Origin of the sequence: Vibrio viridaestus, assembly GCF_003856525.1 — a bacterium.
Classification (GTDB): Bacteria; Pseudomonadota; Gammaproteobacteria; order Enterobacterales; family Vibrionaceae; genus Vibrio; species Vibrio viridaestus.
Genome location: NZ_RJVQ01000007.1, coordinates 139,066 through 163,611, shown reverse-complemented (window position 1 = coordinate 163,611; position 24,546 = coordinate 139,066). Strand labels below are relative to the sequence as shown.

At 44.9% G+C, this 24,546-nt stretch carries 20 protein-coding genes; 2 read left to right on the top strand and 18 right to left on the bottom strand.

What is annotated here, in order from left to right; genetic code table 11:
- Nucleotides 1–67: 67 nt before the first annotated feature.
- The 10 genes from EES38_RS15830 to glyA form a co-directional block, all read right to left on the bottom strand.
- Complete coding sequence (locus EES38_RS15830) at nucleotides 68–601, bottom strand: DUF5943 domain-containing protein (protein ID WP_124938188.1); 534 nt, start codon at nucleotides 599–601, stop codon at nucleotides 68–70.
- A gap of 45 nt (nucleotides 602–646) precedes the next feature.
- On the bottom strand, nucleotides 647–1,624 hold the full coding sequence (locus EES38_RS15825) for a dipeptidase (RefSeq protein WP_124938187.1): 978 nt from the start codon (nucleotides 1,622–1,624) through the stop codon (nucleotides 647–649).
- A gap of 173 nt (nucleotides 1,625–1,797) precedes the next feature.
- Nucleotides 1,798–2,937 (bottom strand): choline metabolism transcriptional regulator GbdR, encoded by a 1,140-nt coding sequence (gbdR, locus tag EES38_RS15820; protein WP_124938186.1) that lies wholly within the window; start codon nucleotides 2,935–2,937, stop codon nucleotides 1,798–1,800.
- A gap of 309 nt (nucleotides 2,938–3,246) precedes the next feature.
- Nucleotides 3,247–4,626 (bottom strand): L-serine ammonia-lyase, encoded by a 1,380-nt coding sequence (locus tag EES38_RS15815; RefSeq protein ID WP_124938185.1) that lies wholly within the window; start codon nucleotides 4,624–4,626, stop codon nucleotides 3,247–3,249.
- 175 nt (nucleotides 4,627–4,801) lie between these two features.
- Nucleotides 4,802–5,668 carry a formyltetrahydrofolate deformylase gene (gene purU, locus EES38_RS15810; protein WP_124938184.1) on the bottom strand — a complete coding sequence of 289 codons (867 nt, stop codon included), beginning with the start codon at nucleotides 5,666–5,668 and terminating at the stop codon, nucleotides 4,802–4,804.
- Between the two features lie 42 nt (nucleotides 5,669–5,710).
- Entirely contained in the window at nucleotides 5,711–6,382 is a 672-nt protein-coding gene (locus EES38_RS22540; RefSeq protein WP_124938183.1) for a sarcosine oxidase subunit gamma, read from the bottom strand.
- Nucleotides 6,375–9,392, bottom strand: a complete 3,018-nt coding sequence (locus EES38_RS15800; RefSeq protein WP_124938182.1) for a sarcosine oxidase subunit alpha — start codon at nucleotides 9,390–9,392, stop codon at nucleotides 6,375–6,377. Before EES38_RS15800 ends, EES38_RS22540 begins: the two co-directional genes overlap by 8 nt.
- A complete protein-coding gene (locus tag EES38_RS15795) occupies nucleotides 9,389–9,694 on the bottom strand; it encodes a sarcosine oxidase subunit delta (RefSeq protein WP_124938181.1) in 306 nt (101 codons plus the stop codon). The genes EES38_RS15800 and EES38_RS15795 overlap by 4 nt, the downstream gene beginning before the upstream one ends.
- Before the next feature lie 15 nt (nucleotides 9,695–9,709).
- The gene (locus tag EES38_RS15790; RefSeq protein WP_124938180.1) at nucleotides 9,710–10,963 is read right to left on the bottom strand and encodes a sarcosine oxidase subunit beta family protein; all 1,254 of its coding nucleotides are present in this window, start codon (nucleotides 10,961–10,963) and stop codon (nucleotides 9,710–9,712) included.
- A gap of 31 nt (nucleotides 10,964–10,994) precedes the next feature.
- A complete protein-coding gene (gene glyA / locus EES38_RS15785; RefSeq protein ID WP_124938179.1) occupies nucleotides 10,995–12,260 on the bottom strand; it encodes a serine hydroxymethyltransferase in 1,266 nt (421 codons plus the stop codon).
- A 350-nt stretch (nucleotides 12,261–12,610) separates the two neighbouring features.
- Between glyA and EES38_RS15780 the strand changes: the two genes are divergently transcribed.
- Nucleotides 12,611–13,495 carry an AEC family transporter gene (locus EES38_RS15780; protein ID WP_124938178.1) on the top strand — a complete coding sequence of 295 codons (885 nt, stop codon included), beginning with the start codon at nucleotides 12,611–12,613 and terminating at the stop codon, nucleotides 13,493–13,495.
- Nucleotides 13,496–13,548: 53 nt separating this feature from the next.
- On the opposite strand, the gene EES38_RS15775 is transcribed toward EES38_RS15780, so the two are convergent.
- Genes EES38_RS15775 through purU (EES38_RS15750) form a run of 6 tightly spaced genes read right to left on the bottom strand, consistent with a single transcriptional unit; the run spans nucleotide 13,549 to nucleotide 20,407 of the window.
- Nucleotides 13,549–14,130, bottom strand: coding sequence for an aminomethyltransferase family protein (locus EES38_RS15775; protein ID WP_124938177.1), 582 nt, complete (start codon nucleotides 14,128–14,130; stop codon nucleotides 13,549–13,551).
- Nucleotides 14,130–17,051: a glycine cleavage T C-terminal barrel domain-containing protein gene (locus EES38_RS15770; RefSeq protein WP_124938176.1), complete on the bottom strand. Its 2,922-nt coding sequence runs from the start codon at nucleotides 17,049–17,051 to the stop codon at nucleotides 14,130–14,132. The genes EES38_RS15775 and EES38_RS15770 overlap by 1 nt, the downstream gene beginning before the upstream one ends.
- Entirely contained in the window at nucleotides 17,048–17,362 is a 315-nt protein-coding gene (locus EES38_RS15765) for a sarcosine oxidase subunit delta (RefSeq protein ID WP_124938175.1), read from the bottom strand. Before EES38_RS15765 ends, EES38_RS15770 begins: the two co-directional genes overlap by 4 nt.
- A gap of 12 nt (nucleotides 17,363–17,374) precedes the next feature.
- Complete coding sequence (locus EES38_RS15760; RefSeq protein WP_124938174.1) at nucleotides 17,375–18,622, bottom strand: FAD-dependent oxidoreductase; 1,248 nt, start codon at nucleotides 18,620–18,622, stop codon at nucleotides 17,375–17,377.
- 3 nt (nucleotides 18,623–18,625) lie between these two features.
- Complete coding sequence (gene folD / locus EES38_RS15755; RefSeq protein ID WP_124938173.1) at nucleotides 18,626–19,525, bottom strand: bifunctional methylenetetrahydrofolate dehydrogenase/methenyltetrahydrofolate cyclohydrolase FolD; 900 nt, start codon at nucleotides 19,523–19,525, stop codon at nucleotides 18,626–18,628.
- A gap of 21 nt (nucleotides 19,526–19,546) precedes the next feature.
- The gene (purU, locus tag EES38_RS15750) at nucleotides 19,547–20,407 is read right to left on the bottom strand and encodes a formyltetrahydrofolate deformylase (protein ID WP_124938172.1); all 861 of its coding nucleotides are present in this window, start codon (nucleotides 20,405–20,407) and stop codon (nucleotides 19,547–19,549) included.
- A 175-nt stretch (nucleotides 20,408–20,582) separates the two neighbouring features.
- Here purU (EES38_RS15750) and EES38_RS15745 point away from each other — a divergent pair, with 175 nt between their 5' ends.
- Nucleotides 20,583–21,338, top strand: coding sequence for an IclR family transcriptional regulator (locus tag EES38_RS15745; protein ID WP_124938171.1), 756 nt, complete (start codon nucleotides 20,583–20,585; stop codon nucleotides 21,336–21,338).
- A gap of 33 nt (nucleotides 21,339–21,371) precedes the next feature.
- On the opposite strand, the gene EES38_RS15740 is transcribed toward EES38_RS15745, so the two are convergent.
- Nucleotides 21,372–22,841 carry an NAD-dependent succinate-semialdehyde dehydrogenase gene (locus EES38_RS15740; RefSeq protein ID WP_124938170.1) on the bottom strand — a complete coding sequence of 490 codons (1,470 nt, stop codon included), beginning with the start codon at nucleotides 22,839–22,841 and terminating at the stop codon, nucleotides 21,372–21,374.
- A gap of 20 nt (nucleotides 22,842–22,861) precedes the next feature.
- Nucleotides 22,862–24,493, bottom strand: coding sequence for a BCCT family transporter (locus EES38_RS15735; RefSeq protein ID WP_208020465.1), 1,632 nt, complete (start codon nucleotides 24,491–24,493; stop codon nucleotides 22,862–22,864).
- Nucleotides 24,494–24,546: the final 53 nt, after the last annotated feature.

Sequence of the window (24,546 nt, the reverse complement as noted above, 5' to 3'; positions counted from 1 at the left end):
ATCGGCCTCTGTCCATCTGAGGCCGTCTTCCATGACAATGCTTTTTGTGTTTTAAATAATATGGCTGTTACGCTAATGGTGTAACTTCAAATAAACCGAAATCACAACCTTCTTCAGCGCCGCTTTGAACTTGTACCGCCTGAGTCTTAACATCAAATCCCATGCTTTGTGCGACCTGATCAACAGCACCGGCAAACCAACCCGTAAACATGTAATCAACTTTGCGATTCACTTTGCCGTATTGATAAACAAAACAGGAATGATCCAAACGAATTCTTGCTTCACCTTTTTCTGCGTCCAGGTGCTCAATCGTAAACAGACCCCAGCCACGTTGAGATATACGTTTCATGTAATGCATGAAAATTTCTTCACCAACTAAGCCGTGCTCTTCCGCTTCTTTTTCACACCAATAAAAAGCTGATTTATGACCCGCTTTGTAAAGAATTTCAGCGTAACGCTCAGCACCAATCTCTTCTTCAATTCCCATATGATTATTGATAAAGAAATGTCTTGGAACGTAAATCATTGGTAGCGCATCTGTCGTCCAGACGCCTGTTTCATCATCCACTAAAATTGGCATTTCAGGTGCATGTACACTCATTTGGAATTCTCCCTTTCTCTTTTTTCCTTTATTCAACCAGCTAGCTTATTCGCCCCAAACTTCGCCAAGAACCCGTAACCAGTTCTCTCCCATAATTTTTCGTACCTGGGTCTCTGAGAAACCATGACGAAGTAAAGCATCCGTCAGATTTGGAAATTCACCCAATGTACGAATACCTTCGGGATTAATAATTTCACCGAAGTTGGTAAGACGACGCGCATAGCCTTTGTCGTGAGTCAGCCATTCGAAAAATGGCTGATCTTGTCCCTGAGTAAAATCGGTACCGATACCGATGTGATCTTCGCCAACGATATTAAAGATGTAATCAATCGCTTCGACGTAATCTTCTATGCTCGAATGGATGCCTCTTTTCAAAAATGGCGCAAACATCGTTACACCAACAAAGCCACCATGATCGGCAATGAATTTGATGTCTTCGTCTGATTTATTACGCGGATGGTCTTTTAGGCCACTAGGTAGGCAATGTGAGTAGCAGACAGGTTTTTTTGAAGCGATGATGACTTCTTGTGACGTTTTGGCGCCGACATGTGATAAGTCACACATCACCCCTACTCGGTTCATTTCAGCCACGATCTCGTGACCAAAACCCGACAGACCACCATCACGTTCGTAACAGCCAGTGCCTACCAGGTTTTGGGTGTTGTAACACATTTGTACAACACCAACGCCCAGATCTTTGAAAACCTGAACATATCCAAGCTGGTCTTCGTATGCATGGGCGTTTTGAAAACCCATCATTACGCCAGTTTTCCCTTCTTTTTTAGCGCGGCGAATATCGTCTGTGCATTTCACTTTAAGGACGATATCGCTGTTGTCTTCGATGAGATTATTCATCGCGACGATATTGTTGACCGTATTTTGAAAGCCTTCCCAAACCGATACGGTGCAGTTAGCTGCGGTTAAACCGCCTTTGCGCATGTCTACAAATAGGTCTCTATCCCATTTCGCGATAACCAATCCATCGATTACTATGGCGTCATCGTGCAGTTCTCGTGAATCCATTTTTTTACCTGCCTGTTTCCCTATGACTATGCAATTCAGAATAGGTAACAAGGCACTTTAATAGTGTTCTGAAAACGTCACCCGACTCTCCTTTTGCGTAACAGGCTGATAGAATTTGAAGCAAAAAAAAGCCACCAGACAAGCTGATGGCTAAGACACGAAGAATTTATTGTTTAGACAACAATAGATCCGTATGTCGGCTCATATTGAGCTTCATGTAGTGCTTTTGTGGAGCGAACTGAAAGTGGTTCAAAGGGCGTCACGTTATCGGCAAAATGCGAATCTATCGCTTCTACTGAATAGTTCCCTTTACCTAAGTCTTTCTCTTGCTGACCAACTCGTTCTGCACGAGGTGATAGACCAATATGAATACGGTAACACTTGCTGAAATGTGGCGAGGAGACAAATCCGCACGCTGTTGCAATCTCGATGATCGACATCGATGTTTGACGCAATAGCTGACGCGCACGGAACAGACGCAATTTCAGGTAATATTTTGATGGTGAGCATTCGAGATATTTCTGGAATAAGCGCTCTAGCTGTCGGCGAGATAATCCAACGTACATAGCTAAATCGTCCAGTTCAATAGTTTCTTCAATATTCGCTTCCATCAAGGTAATCGCTTCAACCAACTTAGGTTGCGCTGTACCGAGCACATGACGAAGCGGTACCTTCTGGAAGTCACCTTCACCTCGAACTCTGTCGCAAATAAACATCTCAGAAACGCATGAAGCGAGTTCTCGTCCATAGTCCTTCTGAATCATGTTTATCATCATATCTAGAGGTACTGAACCACCACTGCAAGTCATTCGATCACGGTCGATAACAAATAAGTGATTAGTACAATTTACGCGTGGATGCGCTTCCTGGAGTGACGCAATGCATTCCCAGTGGGCACTACACTGATAACCATCTAACAAGCCCGCTTCAGCAAGTACATACGGACCGGTACAAACACCGCCCATTCGTACGTGTTTACGGTTAAGCGATTGTAGCCAACTAAGCTGACGACGAGTATAACTGCGGGTGATATTGACCCCGCCAACAACAATGAGAGTGTCCAACTTCGGTGCCGAAGCCATTGATGTATCAGGCATGATCGTCATACCATCACTTGCTGTCACTGGTTGACCATCTTCTGTGATGGTGTACCAGTCATAGAGTTCTTTACCACTTAATTGATTGGCCATTCTCAACGGATCAACTGCTGATGCAAGAGCGAGCATAGTGAAATTGTTGAGCAATAAAAAACCAATTCGGTTTACTTCCTTGTTTGTCTTTTTATTATCTATTGCGGTATATAAGTCTGACATTGCGCACTCCATTATCTGTAATCGGAATTAAGGAGGTTTAATACACGGCTAACCACGCTTGTTGAGCATTAACAAAAGTGCAACATTCATACCCAATTAATTTGATCCTGTAGTACGCAATCTCTGCGTGTCGCAAATAGAACGGTTCCAGACGGTTTTTTATTGAACGACCGTTCAACTTCCCGCAATTTGAGTTGCAGATAAATAAGAACTCCTCTCAATAACACGTGCTTTGCTGAAATATTGTGCACCATAATCAGCCAAAAGCACCATGAAAGGGATTCATTGCATAAGAATTGAGTAATATATTCAGCATTCGATGGTATTGACGGCCAGTCCTCCTCGCGACGTTTCTTTATATTTATCCTGCATATCGCGCCCTGTGTCGCGCATAGTACGAATGACTTTATCAAGAGAGACAAAATGTTTACCATCGCCTCTTAATGCCATATTCGCTGCATTTATCGCTTTAACGGCAGCAATCGCATTACGTTCTATACACGGCACCTGAACTAAGCCTCCAATAGGATCACAGGTCAGCCCCAGATTGTGCTCCAACGCAATTTCCGCTGCATTTTCAACTTGCTCGGGTGTTCCACCCAGAATTTCAGCCAGTCCTGCTGCAGCCATCGCACTAGCAGAGCCTACCTCTCCCTGACACCCTACTTCCGCACCAGAGATTGACGCATTTTTTTTGCATAATGTCCCGATAGCCGTCGCAGCAAGGAAAAACTTAATGACATCTTTCGGTTTCGCTTTTGGATGAAAGCGCATGTGATACATCAATACAGCAGGGATGATACCCGCAGCACCATTGGTTGGTGCGGTTACCATTCTTCCACCTGCGGCATTTTCTTCATTCACAGCGAGAGCAAACAAGTTGACCCAATCCATTCCACTTAGCGTGGTGTAGATGACACAATCTTCTGTGGCATGTGTCAACGCTCGATGAAGCGATGCTGCTCTTCTCTTTACGTCTAATCCGCCGGGTAAGATACCTTCATTTTCGATACCATTAGCAATACATTCCTGCATCACCTGCCAGAGATGATAGATGCCAGCTTTAACGGTAGTCACATCCTGGACTGACTCTTCATTCTTCAACACGACATCGCTAATACGCAGGTTATGTTGTTCACATATCTTTAATAGCTCTGCCCCGCTATTGAAGTCCAGCGGGTAGTTAACTGTCTGAATAACTGTATCTTGTGTTTGTATAGCGTGTTCATCTAAGACGAAACCACCACCAATAGAGTAATATGTCGTTTCACGCAAAATATGATCATCAGAATCGACTGCTCGTACCGTCATCGCATTTGGGTGATACGGAAGTACTTCGTCTTCAAACCTCATCTCACTTTGCCAATCAAACGCAATGTTCTTCTTTTGCGCTAACATGAGTGTACCGGTTTCGCAGATTGCGCGAATAGCTGGCTCGATAAGCAGTGGATCAATTGTATCTGGCTGATATCCCATTAGTCCCATTAACACCGCTTTATCAGTGCCATGTCCATGACCCGTTGCACTCAAGGAACCATACAAAGTCACTATGACTTTCTCAGTCTGACCCAGATCGCCTTGAGATTCCAAATCCGTAATAAAGGTATGAGCCGCTTTCATCGGGCCTACAGTGTGTGAACTTGACGGACCGACGCCAACTTTAAACAAGTCAAATACGCTAATACTCATAGCAACTCCCGAACATTCCATTTCATTTAGGTTTAATGAATTATTGGTGATTCGAGGATTAAAGGCGTGCTTTAAAGCGACATTTGGACTTCTAATGTCGACGATACAGACGTAACAAAGTGGGAAATAAAAAGGGGGAGTGGACACTCCCCAAAAGCTCGGAGAAATCGACGAATTAATGACTAAAGACAACAGTCCTTTTACCGCTGAGAAAAACACGTTTTTCTACGTGGTAACGAACCGCATTAAATAAAGTAATACGTTCAATATCCTGCCCTTTTTGGATTAAATCCTCGGGATAATAGGCATGATCAACCGACTGAATACCCTGAGTAATAATTGGTCCCTCATCAAGGTCGTTGTTGACGTAATGCGCCGTTGCACCAACCATTTTGACGCCTTTTTCCCAGGCCTGATGATAAGGTCTTGCCCCTTTAAAACCGGGTAATAACGAATGATGAATATTGATGGCTTTTCCATCCAAACGAGAACACATTTCTGGTGTCAGCACTTGCATGTAACGAGCAAGAACGACCAAGTCGATATCGTACTGTTTTAAGAGGGTCAATATCTGCGATTCCTGCTTATCTTTTGTTTCTGCAGTGATCGGGAGATGGAAGTACGGAATATTGTGTAACTCCGCCAAATGTTTGAGATCTGGGTGGTTCGAGATAATGACCGGAATTTCTATCTTCAACTGACCAGTGCGGTAGCGAAAGAGTAAATCATTTAGACAATGGTCAAACTTCGATACAAGGATCGCGACTCGCTCTTTTTTATCGGAAGGAGTGAGTTCCCAGTTCATATCAAACGGTGTTGCCCTGCCACCAAACTCGTCGTTAAACTGACTCGCAGAGAAATCTGCAGCTTCAGGGGTAAATTCGATTCGAATAAAAAATTGACGCTGTACGCGATCATCAAAAGAATGTATCTCGTTAACGTACAGCCCCGATTCAGCCATAAATCGGGTTACAACATCGACTGTGCCCAACTTGCTTGGGCAGTTAGCGGTGAAAATCCATGATCGCGTTGGTTGCATCATGCGTTACTCCATTAAATAGCCGGGTTTCCCCGGCTGTTCCATTTATTTTTCGATCACCAGACCGTATTCTTTACTCGCATCCACTAACCATCGCCAGATGTAGTCTGAGAAACTGCGGCGTACGACTAATTGCCACTTATCCTCGGAGACTTTGCGGAAAATAGCTGAGCTTTTAGCTAGCTTAGAGGTTGATACTTTTCCTACAGGGTACTCTTTCGGATGTATGTCCAAATGGGTGCTTTTTTTCAAAACATTCAGAACTTCATCTCCAGAAAGTTCAAAGATTGTCTGTCCACCGCTTTGATTAATAATCGCGAAATGGCCTGTTAATTGAGCACGCAATTTTACCTCTAGCTCATACGTAAACTCAGCTGGCAACAGGATTAACCATTCATCAGGAGACAACCATGAAACAGCAACACCGTTACTTTCCTGCGATGTCAGTGGCTCAGTTGGTAAAGGCATGTTTAATACCTTAGATACTCCTGCGACAAAGCTGCTGTCTTCGGCATTACCACGCAAAATCAGGTGTCCCATTAGCGCAACTTCTTTAAGCACGATGCCAAAATGGGCTGAAGGTGCTGAGTGAATCACTGGCGTCTTCAAGCTATTAAATACCGGTGACTCGGCAGGAACCGTTGCGTATTGGTCCATGACTGCAACACTCTTACTTTCGGCTGCTGCGACTTTTTCAGGTGCAATAACTTCAGACATTTTGACGATCTCCTTTAGGGTCGAAGAATACTGGGCTGCAAATTTCGGCTTCTATGACTTTGCCACCATTGAGCGGATAAAAGACTTTTTCGCCCATTCTTTCGTGTCCATTTTCAATAAATCCCATCGCAATACTGCGCTCTAAGGTAGCACTCCAATAACTAGAGCTTACGTGCCCTAACATTTTCATTGGTATTGGCTGATTTGGATCGTCAACCGCTTGGGCTCCCTCAGGCAAAATCTCTTTTGGATTAACCGTTTTAAGACCCACTAACTGTTTACGAGCTGAGCGCTTATTCGCACCCAAGGCCATGCCGCGTTTACCGATAAAGCTGAATGGTTTCTTATTACCAACGCACCAAGCCATACCTAGATCATACGGCGTCATTGAACCATCCGTATCTTGACCGGTGATAATAAAGCCTTTCTCTGCACGTAAAATATGCATTGTCTCGGTGCCGTATGGCGTTAGATCATATTTGCGTCCATGTTCGAACAACTTATCCCATACGTAACGCGCGTAATTGGCCTGAACATTGATCTCAAATGACAGTTCGCCAGTAAACGAAATACGGAAGATTCTCGCAGGAACACCTGCAACAGTCGCTTCACGCCAGTCCATAAATTTGAAGTTTTCGTTACTTAAATCAGCATCCGTCAATTCAGCCAGTAGCTTGCGGCTATTAGGTCCGCCGATAGTCATCGTCGCCCAGTGATCAGTCACACTACTAAAGTACACTTCTAGTTCTGGCCACTCTGTTTGATGGTAGAATTCAAGCCATTCCAGCACGTGAGCAGCGCCACCTGTTGTGGTTGTCATTAGGAAATGATTCTCACCCAGACAAGACGTTACGCCATCGTCGAATACCATGCCGTCTTCACCGCACATCAAGCCATAACGACACTTGCCTACTTCGAGTTTTGCCCAGGCATTCGTATAGATTCGGCCGATAAATTCGCGTGCATCCTTACCCTGGATATCAATCTTACCTAGCGTTGATGCATCCAGAATACCCACGCTATCACGCACTGCTTTACATTCGCGATCGAGAGCTTCTTGCATGGTTTCATTACCACGTGGGTAATACCAAGGACGCTTCCATTGACCTACATCTTCAAAAACAGCGCCGTGCTCGTCATGCCAGCTATGAATTGCCGTGTAGCGCGTCGGATCAAATAGATCGTTACAGTTCCGACCAGCAATCGCGCCAAACGTTACAGGTGTGTAGTTAGGACGGAAAATCGTTGTTCCAGTTTCAGGTATGGTCTGGCCTAGTTTTTTGGCGGTAATCGCCATCCCATTGATGTTACCCAATTTACCTTGATCGGTACCAAATCCCATCGCTGTATAGCGTTTTACATGCTCGATCGACTCAAAGCCTTCCTGCGTCGCCAACTCAATACCTGCAGCAGTGACGTCATTCTGATAGTCGACAAACTGCTTAGGCGCTCGTGATGTTGGCTTGGTATAAGGAATGTGGAACAGCGCCATTGGCTCTGTTATCTTACGTGTGTTGACCTTTGGACACACGACGTCGGTCGCGGAGTAACCTAATAGCTGACTCGCCTTCTGACCGATTTCAAATCCTTGCTTCAAAACATCTTCAAGAGTTTGTAATCCGTTGATCGAACCTGCGGTTAATTGACGTTGAATCGTTTGTCCAGGCACAAAACCGATGGCTTTGTCATCCCAAACAGGGCGACTGCCGGTATGACAGGAAAGGTGAACAACCGGGCTCCAGCCACCAGAACTTGCAATTGTATCGCATTTTAATGTTCTGACATTGCCAGTAACTTTGTCGCCTTTAGAATCAATACTTGCGATAACTGCACCAGAAACACGTTTTGATCCTTTAACGTCAATAACAGCACTACCTTTGTATACTTTGATACCACGGGACTTAGCTAATTCAACTAACTCTCCGTTCGCTTCTTTTCGAGTATCAACAATCGCAACGACTTCTCTGCCAGCATTAAACCAGTCCAACGCGGTTTGGTATGCGTCGTCATTCGTCGTCATTAAAACAAGTTGTTCACCAGGCACAACGCCATAGCGATTGATATACGTCGATACCGCTGACGCTAGCATGCATCCAGGAACATCATTGTTACCGTAGACCAATGGACGTTCATGAGCACCAGTTGCTAAAACGACCCAACGCGCACGCACACGATGCATACGTTGACGGACACGGCTATCACCGACTCTATCCATCAAATGATCAGTGACTCTTTCGTGGATAGTTAGGAAGTTATGGTCATGATAACCATTGACAGTGGAGCGAGGTAACATCAACACATCAGGGTACTTCGCTAACTCAGCAACGATACCTTTAACCCATTCTAGAGCTGGTTTGTCATCGATAAAGTCTGTTGTAGAGAGAAGACTACCACCAAACTCACTTTGCTCATCGGCGATAATAACGCGAGCACCAGTTTTAGCCGCGCACAATGCTGCCATCAGTCCCGCAGGACCCGCGCCAGCAATAAGTACATCGCAGTGCTGGTTCATGTGGTCATAAATATCAGGATCATTTTCCTGTGGTGAACGACCTAGACCTGCCGCCTTACGAATGTATTTCTCATAGGTTGGCCACATTTTCTTCGGTGACATAAATGTTTTGTAGTAGAAACCTGGAGGCATTGCTTTACCACCAACTTTCCCCACGACTCCCATCAGGTCAGACTCTACATTTGGCCATCCGTTTGTCGCGGAGCAGACGAGTCCATCATACAACTCTTGTTGGGTTGCTCGTACGTTTGGAACTTGCGTCGCTTCCGTAGCACCCACCTGAAGGATTGCATTTGGCTCTTCTGCACCCGCCGCGATAATGCCGCGCGGGCGACTGTATTTAAAGCTTCTTCCGACAATATCAATACCATTGGCAATGAGAGCAGATGCAACCGTATCGCCTTTATATCCCTGATATTGCTTGCCATTGTATGTGAATGTAATTGGTTGAGAGCGGTCCAAACGGCCGCCAGACGTTAAGCGATTAGGTTGTTTCATTTCTCCGCTCCTTGGATCGATGTTTCTAACGTCTCTGGTTTTTCACCGAGTTTGTAAACCAGCTTAATTTCATAGGTTGCGGTATCACGAGTCACATTGAAGAATTTGCGACATCCTGTAGCGTGATACCAGATTTCATTGTGCGGCCCCTTTGGATTTGAGCGGAAGTACATGTATTCCCCCCACTCTTTATCGCTGCAATTATCTGGGTCTGCTGGTCGGGAGATATGCGCCTGGCCTTTAATTTGAAATTCTTCTTCTTCCCGCATTTCACCGCAATGTGGGCAATAAACGTAAAACATAATGCTCTCCTTAGCTTAGTGCGCCACGCCTGCGGCACCATGTTCATCAACAAGCGAACCATCATGAAAACGGAACATTGAAAATGGTTTCGCCAGTGGATGAGCTTCCCCTTTGGCCAGTGTTGCAGCAAAGACGTTGCCTGATCCCGGAGTCGCCTTAAAGCCACCAGTACCCCAACCGCAATTGAAGAATAAGTTCTCAACCGGCGTTGCGCCGATGATAGGACTTGTATCACGAGTCGTGTCAACAATTCCTCCCCATTGACGGTTCATACGCACGCGACTAAAGATTGGGAACATTTCGACAATCGCCTGTAACGTATGCTCGATAGTTGGATACGACCCTCTCTGGCCATAGCCGTTGTATCCGTCGATACCCGCGCCGATAACCAAGTCGCCCTTATCGGACTGGCTCACGTATCCGTGAACATGGTTTGACATAACTACGGTATCAATGATTGGTTTTAGTGGCTCAGAAACAAGAGCTTGAAGCGGGTGAGACTCCAATGGCAATTCAAATCCTGCCATTTTTGCGAGTACGCCAGAATGTCCAGCGGTAACACAACCTACGCGGTCAGCACGAATGTCTCCATGACGATTAGTTTTTACACCAACGATTGCACCGTCTTCGATGATCATGCCAGTGACTTCTGTCTGTTGGATAAGATCGACTCCATAGCTATCAGCACCACGAGCAAAGCCCCATGCGACCGCATCATGACGTGCAACCCCAGCACGTGGCTGCCATGAGGCACCCATTACCGGATAACGACGATTTGGAGAACAATCCATACACGGAACAATTTCTTTTACTTGTTGAGCATCTAATACTTCACCATCGATACCATTAAGTCGGTTGGCGTTAACACGACGCTCAATGTCGCGCATATCTTGTAATGTATGTCCAACGTTCAAACAACCGCGCTGAGAGAACATCACGTTGTAGTTCAGATCCTGGGATAAACCTTCCCATAATTTCATTGAGTGTTCGAACAAATGAGCCGCTTCATCCCATAGGTAGTTCGAACGAACAATCGTTGTATTTCTGGCCGTGTTACCACCACCTAGATAACCTTTTTCAATAACGGCTACGTTAGTAATGCCGTGTTCTTTTGCGAGATAGTACGCGGTTGCTAAACCGTGACCGCCACCGCCGACAATAATCACGTCATACTTCTTCTTCGGCTTCGGGTTACTCCAAACTCGTTGCCAGTTCTCGTGATACTCAAGGCTGTGTTTTAACAGTCCGAATCCTGAATAACGCTCCATAATTTCTGCTCCCAGACTTTCCTATCAAGGTTTAGCGATACACAGGAAATTCAGCGCAAAGCGCGATAACCTGTGATTTAACTTCTTTTACTTTCTCAGCCAATTGTTCTTCGTCGTTAAGCACGTCAAGAATATCAGCGATCCAGCCTGCTAATGTGGCACACTGCTCTTCTTTGAAACCGCGTGTCGTGATGACCGGTGACCCGATTCTCAATCCAGATGTGACAAATGGTGATTGAGGATCATCAGGTACGGCGTTTTTGTTGACGGTAATATTCGCGCGACCTAGTGCTGCATCTGCGGCTTTACCTGTCAGTCCTTGCTTGACTAAACTAAGCAAAAATAAATGGTTATCCGTTCCACCAGAAACAATGTCGAATCCGCGACCTGCAAGGACTTCAGCCATTACCTGTGCATTAATAACAACTTGTTTCTGATAATCTTTGAATTCCGGTTGGAGTGCTTCCTGAAATGCGACGGCTTTTGCTGCTATAACGTGCATCAGAGGCCCACCCTGACCACCAGGGAATACCGCAGAATTGAGTTTTTTCTCGAGTTCAGGATTACTCTGAGCGAGAATCAAACCGCCACGAGGACCACGCAATGTTTTATGCGTTGTTGTAGTCACAACATCAGCCCATGGAACCGGACTTGGATAAAGACGTGCAGCCACTAAACCTGCCACATGTGCCATGTCAACAAATAGATAAGCATCTACTTTGTCAGCAATCTCACGAAAACGTGCCCAATCAACTTTACGTGAGTAAGCAGAGAATCCGGCAACGATGACTTTAGGCTTATGTTCAAGTGCTAAACGTTCAACTTGTTCGTAATCCAATTCTTCTGTTTCAGGATTAATGCCATATTGGACCGCATTATAAAGTTTGCCAGAGAAACTCACTTTCGCGCCGTGAGTCAGATGACCTCCGTGATCAAGACTCATACCTAAAATGGTATCACCCGGTTCGCACAATGCCGCGTAAACAGCGGCGTTCGCTTGTGAACCTGAGTGAGGCTGCACATTGGCATAATCAGCGCAGAACAGGCGACATGCACGTTCAATCGCGAGTGCTTCAATTTGATCGACGAAAGCACACCCACCGTAGTAACGCTTTTCGGGATATCCCTCTGCGTATTTGTTCGTCAGAACAGATCCCTGAGCTTGCATAACACGAGGGCTGGTATAGTTTTCTGACGCAATAAGTTCGATATGCTCTTCCTGACGCTTTGCTTCGAGTTGCATTGCTGCCCATACAGCGTCGTCAAATCCCGCAATCGAATCTTCTTTTGTAAACATCGCTTTTCTCCATGCTGACTTTATTACCGGGCGCTTTCGTCCTTGGTTAAAGAGATGTTATAGCCTGCGGAACTCATTGAACTGCTTAGTAGCGTCTAGCGATGGTCGATTTGCGACATTACAAAATTTAGGGCGTTATTCACGGGTAATAAACTGCCGATACCTCATACAGTTAGAGAGTTATCACGAAAAAAATGTGTGAAATTTCAGGTAATTTCTGTTGGTATTCCGTACAAAGCACGATAAATTAGTTCTTCCGGCAAATTATATTTTTTCACTGTACTCGGCACATCATTCACTCTTCGCTCATAGCAGTTCTCTTGTGACCAGTATATTTCTTAAGGTCCGACATGATTTCAACGTTCATATCTGCCATTCTGCCAGTGATGATCATTGCATTGGTGGGGGCATTTCTAAGTAAGCGAACCGCTTATCTAGATGATCCCAATTTACCACGTCTAATTTTAAATGTGGGTATGCCTAGCCTGCTTTTACATTCGATGTTAGGGACACATATTGACTTTTTAGGCATGGGAAAACTGGTTCTGGCTTCAGCGTTAGCGCTGTTTGCTATGGTCATCGTTACACTTATTGTTCTAAAGTTGATCAGACTCGAAACCCGCTACTACCTGCCTGTTTTGGTAAATCCTAATACGGGTAATTTGGGGATACCCATTGCTTATGCGCTACTTGGTGAACAAGGCCTGGCAGGCGCCGTAATAATCTCATCTATCATCGAGATCAGTCACTTTACATTGGGTATAGGGATGATGTCAGGGACAATGAATCCACGTCGCATTTTAGCCAATCCGCCGGTCATAGCACTCCTAATTGGTGCCGTTATCCTAGCGATAGGATTGCCGGTCCCACATTTCATGCTCACCGTGTTCGATATGCTGGGTAGTATCACCGTACCAATTATGCTTCTGATGCTGGGTCGCTCACTTGCCTCAATGAAAGTAAAAGAAGCAAACTGGATTAAACTGTTTTTTCTCTCACTATACCGTCCGGCAATCGGACTTTCGATGGCTTGGGGCGCTGCAATACTAATCGGTTTATCCCCTTTACATACCGCCAACTTAGTTATTGCATGCTCAATGCCTGTCGCGGTACTCAACTACATTTTCGTTACACGTTTTAACGGTCCAACCAATGATGTTGCAGGTCTGACATTTTTGACCCTGCCAACCGCATTTGTCGCATTAATCATTATTAAAACGTTTGTGATGGTATAAAAAAAGCGCAGTGTTTTACTGCGCTTGTCATAATAAACTATTTAAAATTGATGCTAGTGATACTCTGAAGCCGCGTCTTCAATCGCTTCCCATAAATACTGAGCGCTTGCGATATCTGAGAGTAACACAAACTGCTCTTTGGAACCGGACTCGGTCCGTACGACGATGGCATTCGTTCTTGCTACGGATGTTTGTGCAATAGTTCCTGTAGGAAAAGAGCTTTCTGACATGTCCACAGCGCAAAGCTTGGCAAACATTTTCGCAACCGCTGAACCCTCAATAAACATCATCGTATGGCTATGCTGGCAGTACAGACGGTATAGCCCTTTTGTGTTGAGTGCAATTAACTCTAAATTAGCTAGGATCGCCTGTTTCGAATTTGACGTATCAATAATCCAGAACTCTTTGTGACTTAGGCGTAAAACTAAAAATCCGCCAGATATCAACGCATGGTTTGGCGCATGAGGAACCGGTAAGTTTTGGTCCACTAAAAACACTTCAGCTTTTTCGCCTCGGATTCCGACACGCGAATATGTTGTTGCATCTAGACATTTGATACCTTCACTTGTCGAGTCGACATTTGAGATGATGCTTCGACGCAATTCAGGCGCAGCGCCGATTGTAAAATATTCCATTATAAAACCTCCTGACGACTGTTTTTAGGATCGTAGAACGGGAGCGAAACGACTTCAGCCAAAACAACTTCTCCACCATCAACGCGAATGGCTATCTTAGAACCGACAGCTTGCTGCTCAACACCCACGTAAGCCATACCAATATTGGCATCTAATGTCGCTGAGTACTCAGATGAAGTAACGTTCCCGGTAATATCGCAAGCAGGGTCTTTAGCATTGGCTAAAACTAGATGCCCTTCTTTAGGTTTGGTATGGACAGAATCCAGTTTGAAACCAACCAATTTACGGGTTTGCTTTCTCGCCATTACGATATCGACCGATCGACAACCGACGAAAAAGGGTTTTGCTTTACTGATAGCCCAGCCCAGAGATAACTCACCAGGGTGCGACATACCGTCAGTATCCTGACTTACGATGATGTGTCCTTTTTCAAGACGCAACAACCTCTGGGTTTCAACGCCAAATGGTTTAATATCGAATTCACGCCCCGCATCCATTAATAAGTCCCATAATCTCTCGCCAAATAGAAACGGAATATGGATTTCATAACCTAATTCTCCAACAAAGCCAACGCGCATCATACGCACGGGCATCCCCGAAATGGTTCCCTCGCGATATGCTAAGTAAGGAAAAGCGTCATTAGAGAAATCAACGTCTGAACAGACTTTTTCAATCACTTTACGAGCCAATGGTCCGGCTAAATTTACCGCAGCAAAAGCGGATGTAACATTGGCTATATCGACGTCCAATCGCCACTGTGCATTCCATTTGGTCATCGAGCGATAGACACTGTCAACACCGCCTGTCGTTGCTGTGACATAGAAATGATCGTCTGCAATTCGACATGCAACACCATCATCCACGACCACACCCTGTTCATTGGTAAGAACCGCATAGCGAGTTTTTCCTACTGGCTGTTTCAAGAAACCGAAGGTATAAATACGGTTAAGGAATTCAGCCGCATCCGGCCCTCTGACTTCGATCCCACCAAGCGTACTTACATCGATCAGCCCAACCTTTGAACGAACATGACTGGCTTCTGCTTGAATGAGTTCATCGCGATTTAATTTATTACCGTAAAACGCGGGTCTGCGCCATTGCCCTGCAGGGATCATATGTGCCCCAAGCTCTTTATGCCGTTTCTGCATCGGAGTTTCACGGAATGGAGAAAAAATCCGACCGCCAATATAGGCTAACTTTTCTGGTACGAATGGGGGGCGAGCTGTCGTTACGCCTGTTTCGGAAACAGTACGGTTGGTTGCATTAGCCACGAGACGAGCCGTCGGTAATGCTGAATGACGTCCTTGTGATGGCCCCATTCCCACGGTCGAGAAGCGTTTCACTAACTGAATATCGCGATATCCTAATTTCGTTGCGTTGATGATATCTTTTGCCTGAAGATCCTCATCGAAATCAACAAACTCCTTACCTTTGGGGTGCTTGAAGATTGGCCACGGGTAATTTGTCCTTTTCGCGTCAATGACCTTAGTTGGTGTGGAGTCATCCATTCCCAACTCATTCAAACAGCGCACTGCAGCTTGCTCACCATCTAACATAACCGACTCAAGATCGTGGACACCATTAACCGACCCCGCTATATGAAGATTTTCGGGCAATTGTGTGATAGAAAAACTTGCAGATTTATCGTCATAACTGAGTTTCGCCCCAGCCTGACACAAAAGCTGATAGGTCGGCATATACCCAGCTGACATACAGAGTAAGTCACATTCAACTCTAAGGCCGTCACTGCCTACTTTACCCTGCCCGGTAATTTCATGAACCATTACGGATGCTAAGTGTTTTTTGTCTTTAGTGGACTGCGCTTCATAAACCGTGGAGTTGATGCGAACAGCAATCGAGTATTTTTCCGCCATTTTTCGAATATCGGCCGATGGACCATCAGAACGCATGTCAACGATCATCTCGACATTCACACCAGATTGACTCAACTCTACAGCGGCATAATAGGCATCATCGTTACCCGTTAGTAGCACTGCATTTGAGCCCGGCTTGATTGCATAAAGTTTTAGCAAGCGCATTGCTGCACTGGTCATGACAACACCTGGTATATCGTTGTTATGAAAAACGACATGTTGCTCAAAACATCCCGATGCCACAATGCACTGCTTCGCACGCACTTTATACATCCGGTTGCCTTGTAGCACTGGGAGGTAATTATCTGTAAACCAGCCGTTGCACGTGGCATCCGTCAGTACTTCAATCCCATCATGAAGCGCGATTTCTTTACCAAGTGCTTCCACTAATGAATCGGCTACAGTGCCAAGATGGTCAAAGCGATGATAATTTAACGCTCCGCCGATGGATTTATTTTCATCGATGAGTAGCACTTTTGCTCCGCTATTTGCCGCCTTGAGAGCAGCTTTCATTCCGGCAGGGCCTGCACCAATAATAGCGATATCGCAGAACAGATAAGCCTTGTCGAAGTACTCAGGCGTAAAGCTCAGATCCGCGACGCCCAAGCCTGCCTTTTTACGGATAAAGGGTTCCCATTTATCCCAAATACCTTTGGGCTTATAAAAGGCGCGATAATAAAAGCCAACTGGCATAAAACGAGCACCTAATTCAAGCTTGGCGTCTTTGTCTTTTTCAAGCGTACCGTTGTAGTTTTGTCCCGAAGCAGTCAGTCCATTCGCAATCAGTGTTCTGTCCGCAAGCGCGTTAGGCTCGCTCGGAAGCTGAATTAATGTATTACCATCTTGACCCGCCATCGTCAGAGGGCCTCTAGGACGATGATATTTGAAAGAACGCGACATTAACCATTGATTGTTGGCGATTAAAGCACTTGCAATTGAATCTCCAGCAAACCCCTGATAAGTCTCGCCTTCGAATTCAAAGGAAACCGGTTGGTTACGGTCAATCCACTTCCCTAAAGGGGCAGGTAAACGAACGTTATTTGTCATGCCACATTCCCCTTCATCGTCACATTTTTTTCTTCATTGAATTCGACTCTTTCTTGATACAGTTCTGAAGGATCATAGGTTTTGATAATTTCATCAGATGCTGTGTGACGTTCGGCTATAAACCAATAACCCGATGCAGAGTGGAACCACCACTCCTTTACAACGCGAACGGTATTCTCTGAATAAAAAACATAATCCGCCCACTCTTTATCCGTACATGTTTTTGGATCTGGCATGTCTTTTACTTCGCCACCATAAACAAACTCACTGATATTTCTTGGTCCATTCAAAGGACAAGTCATTATTTTCATTCTAACTACTCCCTAGTGACTCGCGGCGGTCGCGCCCATTTCATTAACTTGACGGAACTCATCAAACCGGTCCATTGAGAATGGTGCAATCAACTGCGGTACTTTGCCGCCACTGGCGACCAGTTCAGCCATCGTTTTTCCGCAAATCGGTGTTGCTTTAAAACCCCATGTTCCCCAGCCGGCATCCAAGTAATAGTTCTCGACCGGGCTTAAACCCATAATCGGACTGTAATCAGACGTCATGTCTGTAATTCCAGCCCACTGACGCATTAGTTTGAGATTCGCCATGAAAGGAAACATTTCTATTGCGTGTGCCAAGAGACCTTCTTTTAAATCCATTGTCGAACGAGTGTTGTACAGTGGGTAAGGATCCGAACCACCACCAATCACTATTTCTCCACGACCTGTCTGCTGAACGTAGCAATGCAAAGCCGAAGAGCTGACCAACGGATCCAGGAAGGGTTTTACCGGTTGAGTCACCATTGCTTGTAAAGGATATGTGGTGATTGGCATTTTGATTCCCGCCATCGCTGCCACAATTGAACTATGGCCCGCTACAGCCTGCACAACACATCCGCAAGAAACATTCCCTCTGTTGGTTTTAACCCCAGTAACTTTTCCGTTTTGTACGACAACATCGGTTACTTCGGTCAGTTGGTGTAACTCTACGCCTCTTTGAGTCGCACCTTTTGCATATCCCCAGGCCACAGCATCGTGCCTCGCTGTCGCACCATCCATATGCCAAAGCCCAGCTAAAATCGGCATATCAGCCGGATTCATGTTCAGTGTAGGGACTAGTTCTTGGATCTGTTGCGGGTCTATCAGCTCTGTTTTGCCTCCGAAATGTTTGTTGACCTCGGTTCGCTGACGGAAAGAACGAACTGTTGCATCAGTATGGGCAAGTGTGAGCTGTCCTCGAGATGAATACATGATATTGAAATCAAATTCATTGGAGAGTTCTTTAAACAGATTAACCGATTCGATATAGAATTTTACGCCATCAGGAGTCAAATAATTCGAACGTATAACCGCCGTATTTCTTGCTGTATTTCCTCCACCTAAGTAGCCTTTTTCGAGTATCGCTACATTGGTAATGCCGTGATATTTAGCCAAATAATACGCAGTTGCTACTCCATGACCACCGCCACCAACGATGACCACATCATAATGATCTTTTAATGTCGTCGGTAACGGAAGATCAGAGTGTTGCTCAAACGGGAAATCCGACTTTAACCCGTATTTTAGTAATGAAAACGGCATACTTTACTCCTCATGTACAGGCTGCAAAACTGGCTGCTTTAGATAGGAAAGCTGCTGTTTAAATGCGGTTAACGTGTTTTTCATTAGACAAGCAATCGTCATTGGGCCAACACCTCCGGGTACAGGGCTGATAGCCGAGCATTTCGGCGCTACTGAATCAAAATCAACATCGCCAAACAACTTACGTTTACCATCGACGGTGACGGCATTGATTCCAACATCAATGATTACCGCTCCTTGTTTAACCCAGCTGTCCTTAACTAACTTTGCGATACCAACTGCAGCAATAATAATGTCCGCTTCTTTACACACTTCCTCGATGTCTGAAGTACGAGAATGAACGACAGTAACAGTGCAGTTTTCCTGTAATAGAAGACTCGCCATTGGTTTACCGACAATGTTAGATCGCCCTATGACAACAGCATGTTTACCTTCTATATCGCCGAGCTCACGTTTCAGCATTTCTAAACAGCCCATAGGGGTACAGGGAATCAGCGAACTCTGTCCAACAGAAAGAAGACCAACATTATGCGGGTGGAACCCATCAACATCCTTGCTAGGTGTAATTAAACGAATGATGTCTTTTTCATTTATGTGACGTGGTAATGGAAGCTGAACCAATATGCCATGAACCGTTGGATCTTGGTTAAGCTGCTTTATTAACGACTCTAAATCATTCTGGGTTATTGCCGTGTCTAAGCGGTGCTCAATCGAACGAATCCCAGCCTCTTTGGCTCGCTTTATTTTATTGCGTACGTAAACCGCACTTGCAGGATCATCTCCAACCAACACGACAGCCAAACCCGGCGTCTTTCCTGAATCGTGCTGAATCACCTCTACTTCAAGCGCAACCTCACTGATGATTTGTTGAGCTAGCTGCTTGCCATCAATTATTTTTGTCATGATATCGACTCCTCGCCAGTTCTATCTAAAGACAATAGTCTTATTACCGTGCATGAATACGCGGTGTTCCAGATGAAGTCGTACAGCTTTGGCTAAGGCTACTGTTTCCGTATCGCGGCCGACAGAAACCAAACGCTCTGGTGAGTATGTGTGATCCACAGGTTGAACCGACTGCTCAATAATTGGTCCTTCGTCTAAGTCCGACGTAACATAATGCGCAGTTGCACCAATCAGTTTAACGCCACGGTCATAAGCTTGATGGTAGGGTTTTGCACCCTTGAATCCTGGTAAAAATGAATGGTGAATATTGATGGCCTTACCATGTAATTCTCTGCAAAGCGTGTCCGATAAAATCTGCATATAGCGAGCAAGGACGACCAAATCAGTTTGTGTTTCGTTGATAATGTCGAGTAAAGCCGCTTCCTGATCGGGTTTATTCTCTTTATTTACAGGTAGGTAAACAAATCGAATTCCTTCTCTTTCTGCCATTGGACGCAGATCTTTATGGTTAGAAACAACGGCTGTAATTTCCATTGGCAGTTCACCTTTACGGTGTCGATAGAGCAGATTATCCAAACAGTGATCGAACTTACTGACCATCAACAAAACACGTACAGGTTTACTAGCATCAAAAATCTGCCAATCCATATTGAATCGAGTGACCGTATCATTGAGTCCTGATCGGATATCTTCGATAGTAAAATCATCAGATTCGATACGGCAGACAGCACGCATAAAAAAGCGCTTATTATCTTCGTCATCATACTGATGCATTTCAGAAATGTAGCAGCTAAGTCCCGCCAAATAAGAAGTGACCGTTGCAACAATACCGCTTGTCGCATCACAGGCCGCTTTTAAAACAAATTCCTTTGAAGTCGTCATAGTGTCTCCCTCACTTAACTTTCTTTGCGCTGTCTTCGTAACGCATTATTGTTTATTGGTGATAAATTTAATATATTGTTAGGAAACAAGGATGACAACAAAACAATCAAAATTAATGTCGATATGGCATTTTTTATTGATATATGAAAAAGGATTTTATTTATGGAGAAAGATAATGAGTAATACACCGGATTATCATGTTCCCGCTCTGGCGCGCGGACTGCAAATAATCGAAATGTTCACTGCTAGTGAGAGAGTGTTAACGACTCATGATTTTGCCGAGCGTTTGGGGGTGAGTGCCTCATCCACTTACCGTATTATTCAAACATTACTGGATATGGGATATCTGAAAAAAGTCACCAGAAATGCGTATGAGCTTGGCCCTCAGGTTGTATCTCGTGGTTTTGCCTTTTTAGCTGGAAAAGATCTCGTGGACATTGCCGCACCATTTCTTAATACCCTGCGCGACCACACATCGATATCTTGCCATCTAGCCATTAGAGATGGGCTAGAAACGGTCTATATCTACCGAGCACAAGCATCACAGCGACTGTCAGTTAATATTCCTCTCGGCACTCGCCTACCTTGCCACACGAATGCAATGGGAAGAGTCCTCTTACGCCAGTTGAGTGATATCGAATTTAATGCCATGTATCAACAAATGCAGTTGGACCTCTATCCACAACCTCATCCGCAAACATTTTCAGAACTAAAGCACTTGCTGCGGAATGAGTGGCAACAGGGGTTCTCCAGTAATCGTTCAGATAACGCAACGGCAATAGCTGCACCAATCACCAACTACTTGGGTAAGAGAGTTGCCGCGATTAATATTTCAGGTGCAGATCAAGTAATGAATAACGAAAGGCAATTTAATGAAGCGAAGGCGTTGCTGTTGCAAACCGCCCAAGATATTTCTCAGGCGATTCCGTAAAGGTCCGCGGACCTTTACATCAAAACATGGTAATTAAGCCAAATCACCCATGCAGAGATATTTAATCTCAAGGTAATCTTCTAGTCCATATTTTGAGCCTTCTCTTCCCTGGCCGGACTGCTTCACGCCGCCGAATGGGATCATTTCAGAACTGATAGCTGTCTCGTTCACTCCAACCATGCCATACGCTAATTTTTCACTGACTCGCCAAATACGTCCGGCGTCTTTAGTGTAAACGTATGATGCTAAGCCAAAATCGGTATCGTTCGCCATCGCGATCGCTTCTTGTTCAGTTTTGAAGCGGAATATTGGGGCTACTGGACCAAAAACTTCCTCTTTGGACAAACGCATCGTTGAATCGAGATTCTTTAAGACGGTCGGTAGATAGAAGTAGCTACCCAATTTTTCCGCCTTCCCACCAACGCATAGCTCCGCACCTTTACTCAAGGCATCATTCACCAGCGTTTCCACGTTTTTAACCGCTTTCTGAGTGATCAAAGGACCAATAGCCGTATTAGTATCAAAACCATCACCAACAACGAATTGAGATACACGCTCCGTTAAGCGAGCAACAAACTCATCGTAGATTTCATCCTCGACAAGAATACGGTTGGCACAGATACAGGTTTGGCCTGCATTACGGAATTTTGCAGCAATCGCACCATCAATCGCTTTATCTAAATCAGCATCTTTAAAAATTAGAACCGGCGCATTGCCTCCTAACTCCATCGACGTCTTTTTCACCGTTTTAGCCGATTGTTCCATAAGGATCTTACCGACCGCAGTCGAACCCGTGAACGAAATTTTCTTAACAATATCGCTAGAGGTCAATGCACCACCGATAGCCGGAGCATCGGTTCCAGGGACGATATTAAATACCCCTGCAGGAATACCAGCTCTGATCGCAAGCTCACCTAGAGCAAGTGCAGATAAGGGGGTTTCTGCTGCTGGTTTTAACACAATCGTACAACCCGCAGCTAATGCAGGAGCCACTTTTCTCGTGATCATTGCATTTGGGAAGTTCCAGGGTGTTATCGCTCCAACCACGCCTATCGGCTGCTTAATAACGATTGAACGGCGGTCAATTCCCGTACTTGGCAATACATCACCATAAATGCGCTTTGCTTCTTCAGCAAACCATTCGACATACGACGCACCATAAGCAACCTCACCTTTTGACTCAGCCAAAATTTTACCTTGTTCAGCCGTCATGATAAGAGCCAAGTCATCTTGATGTTCCATAACCAACTCGTACCAACGTCTTAGAATGGCTGACTTTTGTTTTGCTGGAACATCTCGCCAAGACTCGAGCGCTTTTTCTGCCGCTTTAATCGCAATCTCGGTTTCGTCTTTACCTAAATCACTTACTTGAGCTATAACGTTCTCTGTCGATGGATTGACGACATCAAATTGCTTTCCTGTAGTTGCAGTAACCCATTCACCGTTGATATAGCCTTGTAACTTCAGTAACGATTTATCCTGCAGTTTTTCCAATATATTCATTATTATGCCTTAGAGCTTTATTACTTATAACCATAGACTGTTTCAGTCACCGGTATCCTTGGGGATGCCTTACTCGCATTAAGTTGCGCTAAATCGTCGACGGTGTAGACAAGCCCGTTGGCTTCGTCTCTCAAACCTTTTACTAAAGCAAAACACATAAACAATAACACGACAGAAAAAGGCAGAGCAGCGACAATAGACGCCGTTTTAAGAGCATCGAGACCGCCATTAATCAGCAGAACTGCTGCAATTAACCCAAGCGCAGCACCCCATAAAATTCTTAACCATTTCACAGGATTTCGATTACCGTTAGAAATGATTGTCGAGACCACCAGTGTGCCAGAGTCAGCGGAAGTTACAAACCAAGTAATGATGAGAAACGTTGCCAGCGCAGCAAAAAAGTGTGTCATCGATGCAATTCCAAGCGAATCAATCGTACTGTAGAGTGCCAATGTCATGTCTTTATTAACAACATCAATAATATTCGCACCACCGAACAATTGAAGATTCAACGCTGTTCCACCAAAAATAATAATCCAGAGAAACCCACCTAATGGAGGTATGAGCAATGCACTTAGCATAAATTCACGAATTGTCCGTCCACGAGAAATACGCGCGATAAACATTCCGACTAATGGGCCCCAAGATAGCCACCATCCCCAGTAGAATATGGTCCACCATCCTTGCCAGTGACGTTGAGGATCCATATCAACCCAAAATCCCATCTGAATGAAGTGGGTTACATAATCCCCCAGACTCGAAACCATTAATTTCATCAAAAACACAGTCGGGCCCGCGAATAAGAAAAAACCGATCAATAACGTGCTTAATCGAATGTTCCAAATACTTAAAAACTTGATGCCCTTACCTACCCCAGTTACTGCGGATACCGTCGCGATTACCGACACAATAATAATGAGAACAACTTGAGTCGATGTTGAAATTTCTGTCCCAAACAGGAAGTTTAAGCCCGCATTCATTTGAGCAACACCCAATCCCAATGTTGTTGCGGTACCAAACAAAGTACTGAAAACAGCTAATAAATCCACGGCATGTCCTATTGGGCCGTATATGCGTTCGCCTAAGATGGGATAGAGACCCGAACGAACGGTTAACGGTAATCCCCTACGGTAACAAAAGTAAGCAAGACATAAACCAACAAGAATGTAGATCGCCCAACCATGTAAGCCCCAATGAAACATGGTGATTCGTAAAGCAATCTGAGCCGCCTGCTCACTTTTCGCTGCAATGCCCGCAGCGTCAATAAATGGGTTTCCCTGAAAATGATAGATCGGCTCTGCGATACTCCAGAAAAGCAGTCCAGTACCAATCGCACAACTGAAAAGCATTGAGAACCAAGAAACAAAATTGAACTCTGGTTTTTCATTGTCTTTGCCTAAACGAATATTTCCATATTTAGACAATGCGACCCAAACAGCAAAAAACATGGTGAAACAAACGACGGCAACGTAATACCAACTCAAGTTAGTATCTATCCAACTGTTCAGTGTATTGAAGAGGCTTTTTGATTGTTCCGAACGGAAAATAGAAAATCCAACGAATAGGAGCACCATAATCACAGAGGAATAGAGCATCGTTTTGTTCACTTCCAACGGATTGGGGTTCCGGTTAAGGATACTGTTCGTTTTCATGATATTGTCTTCCCTGACTTTACCTGTAAACAACCTTTGAAATAAAGAGTGTT

Bases quoted from the DNA above. Each gene is read 5' to 3' on its own strand.
- EES38_RS22540 (WP_124938183.1), bottom strand. From the start codon at position 6,382: ATGTCTGAAGTTATTGCACCTGAAAAAGTCGCAGCAGCCGAAAGTAAG.
- purU (WP_124938172.1), bottom strand. From the start codon at position 20,407: ATGACGACTTCAAAGGAATTTGTTTTAAAAGCGGCCTGTGATGCGACA.
- gbdR (WP_124938186.1), bottom strand. From the start codon at position 2,937: ATGTCAGACTTATATACCGCAATAGATAATAAAAAGACAAACAAGGAA.
- EES38_RS15830 (WP_124938188.1), bottom strand. From the start codon at position 601: ATGAGTGTACATGCACCTGAAATGCCAATTTTAGTGGATGATGAAACA.
- EES38_RS15795 (WP_124938181.1), bottom strand. From the start codon at position 9,694: ATGTTTTACGTTTATTGCCCACATTGCGGTGAAATGCGGGAAGAAGAA.
- purU (WP_124938184.1), bottom strand. From the start codon at position 5,668: ATGATGCAACCAACGCGATCATGGATTTTCACCGCTAACTGCCCAAGC.
- EES38_RS15780 (WP_124938178.1), top strand. From the start codon at position 12,611: ATGATTTCAACGTTCATATCTGCCATTCTGCCAGTGATGATCATTGCA.
- EES38_RS15800 (WP_124938182.1), bottom strand. From the start codon at position 9,392: ATGAAACAACCTAATCGCTTAACGTCTGGCGGCCGTTTGGACCGCTCT.
- glyA (WP_124938179.1), bottom strand. From the start codon at position 12,260: ATGTTTACAAAAGAAGATTCGATTGCGGGATTTGACGACGCTGTATGG.
- EES38_RS15825 (WP_124938187.1), bottom strand. From the start codon at position 1,624: ATGGATTCACGAGAACTGCACGATGACGCCATAGTAATCGATGGATTG.
- EES38_RS15765 (WP_124938175.1), bottom strand. From the start codon at position 17,362: ATGAAAATAATGACTTGTCCTTTGAATGGACCAAGAAATATCAGTGAG.
- EES38_RS15775 (WP_124938177.1), bottom strand. From the start codon at position 14,130: ATGGAATATTTTACAATCGGCGCTGCGCCTGAATTGCGTCGAAGCATC.
- EES38_RS15740 (WP_124938170.1), bottom strand. From the start codon at position 22,841: ATGAATATATTGGAAAAACTGCAGGATAAATCGTTACTGAAGTTACAA.
- EES38_RS15790 (WP_124938180.1), bottom strand. From the start codon at position 10,963: ATGGAGCGTTATTCAGGATTCGGACTGTTAAAACACAGCCTTGAGTAT.
- EES38_RS15815 (WP_124938185.1), bottom strand. From the start codon at position 4,626: ATGAGTATTAGCGTATTTGACTTGTTTAAAGTTGGCGTCGGTCCGTCA.
- EES38_RS15745 (WP_124938171.1), top strand. From the start codon at position 20,583: ATGAGTAATACACCGGATTATCATGTTCCCGCTCTGGCGCGCGGACTG.
- folD (WP_124938173.1), bottom strand. From the start codon at position 19,525: ATGACAAAAATAATTGATGGCAAGCAGCTAGCTCAACAAATCATCAGT.
- EES38_RS15735 (WP_208020465.1), bottom strand. From the start codon at position 24,493: ATGAAAACGAACAGTATCCTTAACCGGAACCCCAATCCGTTGGAAGTG.
- EES38_RS15770 (WP_124938176.1), bottom strand. From the start codon at position 17,051: ATGACAAATAACGTTCGTTTACCTGCCCCTTTAGGGAAGTGGATTGAC.
- EES38_RS15760 (WP_124938174.1), bottom strand. From the start codon at position 18,622: ATGCCGTTTTCATTACTAAAATACGGGTTAAAGTCGGATTTCCCGTTT.